Raw genomic sequence first — 2,491 nt, forward strand, 5'->3', positions numbered from 1 at the left:
ATCTACTGATGAAAAACATTTTTCTATGCAGTATTTATAGGTTGTTCCTATTTCATGACATAATACGCAAGCATCTTTTCCTGTGTTCAAATGTTTCTTTCCAATGTCTCCCCCGCTATCTATTTCTTCAATAAATTAGCCAAATTTTTTGAATTCTGATTTATCGATATTAGAAATTAATTTTTCTTTATAGTATTCAAATTGTTGTTTTCTGAGTTTGATTTCGTTTTCTAATTCCCTAACTAATTCCCGAAACGCATCTAAGACTTCAACTACTTGTTCTTGTATTTCTAGTGAAGGAAGGGGGATTTTTATTTTTTTGATATCTTTGCTTTTGATGTAAACAGCTACACCCTTTGATGCGTATCTTTTCTTTTGTTGCTTAGATGTATTTAAAGATAAAGCATATGAAATATATTTAGGGTTTTGATTATGTCTAAAGCACAAAACATTTTCTCCAATTAAGCAAGGCTTATCTTGAAGGTAAACAGAAGCAGTTCCAATTTTGTCTAATGTATGACTTGATCTAGTGATTAATAGATCTCCTTTTTCGCAATAGTTTTTCTCTGTTAGCTCTTTTTCATCTGTGAATGAGATTACTTCATCTATGCATTCACTGTATTCTTCATTTATTTCTGAATAAGTAATACAGGGGCAATTTCCTGTTCCTAATTGTTCCTTAGAAATTCCTTTCCCTCTCTTAATACCTAATGTAATAGAACCAATCGTTTTCCATTCTCAACCCCCCCTCTAATTAATTGATCTAATAGAGAAGTAATTGATTTCATGTATTAATTAGAGTCTAACGAAGAAAAAGCTATAGACTTGGATTCTTAGAATTTCAAATTAATATTTTTTGTTTGTTTTTTAGAGAAATTTAAACTTTGAATGGCATGTGTCCAGGAATAGAACAATATCTTCATGCATCTTCTTTTTCATTATCGTCAGGGTTTGATTTTTTATAGATTTCTCTGCAAATATTATTTAAGGCAGTGCTGTTGTGATCTCCTATAGGGGCATTTGCTTTTTTAAATGCATCACTTTTTGGAGGGTTATTTTTCAATCTTATTTCATATGATCTTCTTCATCATTTTCAATTTTTCATTTCTGATTCTTGAACAAATCAATTACTCTTATCGCCTGCTCAAGAAATAGTCTTTGAATTCTTTTTAAGTCCAGTATAGTTTCAGGTAGATTCTATATTTGTTACAGAATATCCCACACCCCCCCCCTACGGCGGCTAATAAACACGAAGCAATAGCTCCTTTAGTTTTTGGGGAGGTCATAATGTTTAGTTTTTTGTAACCATTCTATTTATGTTTTCTTGGTTCTTTTCCCGGAATAGAACAATATCTTCATGCATCCTCTTTTTCTTCTGCCTTAGCATCTTTGTTTTTATAAGTTTCTCAACATACTCTGTTTAGAGGGAAATCATCATATAGTTTTGAACCGGAAGTTATCTTCTTGAATTTTTCGCTTTTAGGATAGCTATTTACGAATCTATTTTCGTAAGATCAATTTCATCATTTAAAGTTGTTTCAATTTTTCTCATCAACAAATAATTCATGTTTTCCAGGAGCTCAAAAAATACTTTCTTTCCTTCCCGTAAGACCTTCATATTCTCATACAGGGTTCTTGGTTAAGTAGGTGTATCCAACCCCCCCACTTACAATAGCAACAGCACTAGCACCAACTATAGCTTGCGCTTTTCCGGGCGTCATGATCTAGTATTTTGACTCTTTTAAATCCAGAACCTATATATTTAACAAGTAGAGGCAATTAATTGTATTATTTTCCGTATATAGAGCAATAAAGTAAAGCATCTGCTTTTTCATCGTCGGTAGATGATGAAGATTTGTAAACATTTCAACATACGGTATTTAAACTATTGTCGCCGTACGATCCATATCCCTTATCCACTTTTTGGAATTTTGAGCTTTTAGGAGTTATTTTTTGCTTTCTATTTTTATAAGACCAATCTCATCATTTTTTATTTCTAATGCCTGATGCCTTTATAAATTCTTTTCCAGGAGCTCAAGAAATATTTTGGTTACGCTTTTCTAAACCTTTGTAATTTAATACAGGTATTCTGTTTGAGTAAAGGTAGCCTGCCCCCCCCCTACAATAGTTACTGTAGTAAGGCCAGTTCCTGCAGCAACTTTCTTTTGAAGTGTTGTCATAATTTTTAAATTTAATTTACCTTCGGAGTATATGAATCTATTTTTCAGGATGATTGTCTAATCTGCATTTTTAATATTAATTTTCATCCTGTATACAAAGATAAAGTTATTTATTCTTTCTTAGTTGGATCTTTTCCAGGAACTGAGCAATATGTTCAAGCGTCTTCTTTTTCATTGTTATCTGCGCTGTTTTTATAAACTTCTCAACAAATTCTATTTAAAGCAGTCATATCATATGGATCGGAACCGGAAGTTGCTTTTTTAAATTTTTCGCTTTTAGGATTACTTCCTTTCCATCTTAAGTTGTAGGA

General features: G+C 31.9%; 5 protein-coding genes. All 5 read right to left on the reverse strand.

Annotated features, from left to right (window positions below; translation table 4 throughout):
- Positions 1–135: 135 nt before the first annotated feature.
- On the reverse strand, positions 136–726 hold the full coding sequence (locus tag H6411_RS02455; RefSeq protein WP_216083065.1) for a restriction endonuclease subunit S: 591 nt from the start codon (positions 724–726) through the stop codon (positions 136–138).
- Between the two features lie 151 nt (positions 727–877).
- Positions 878–1,222 carry a hypothetical protein gene (locus H6411_RS02460; RefSeq protein WP_216083062.1) on the reverse strand — a complete coding sequence of 115 codons (345 nt, stop codon included), beginning with the start codon at positions 1,220–1,222 and terminating at the stop codon, positions 878–880.
- 88 nt (positions 1,223–1,310) lie between these two features.
- Entirely contained in the window at positions 1,311–1,721 is a 411-nt protein-coding gene (locus H6411_RS02465) for a hypothetical protein (RefSeq protein ID WP_216083063.1), read from the reverse strand.
- A 67-nt stretch (positions 1,722–1,788) separates the two neighbouring features.
- A complete protein-coding gene (locus H6411_RS05885; RefSeq protein WP_369408485.1) occupies positions 1,789–1,920 on the reverse strand; it encodes a hypothetical protein in 132 nt (43 codons plus the stop codon).
- 370 nt (positions 1,921–2,290) lie between these two features.
- Positions 2,291–2,491, reverse strand: a 201-nt coding sequence (locus H6411_RS02470) for a hypothetical protein (protein WP_216083064.1), incomplete at its 5' end; no start/stop codon positions are given.

The sequence above is a fragment of the Candidatus Mycoplasma haematohominis genome, from assembly GCF_902712995.1.
Taxonomy (GTDB): domain Bacteria; phylum Bacillota_I; class Bacilli_A; order Mycoplasmatales; family Mycoplasmoidaceae; genus Eperythrozoon_B; species Eperythrozoon_B haematohominis.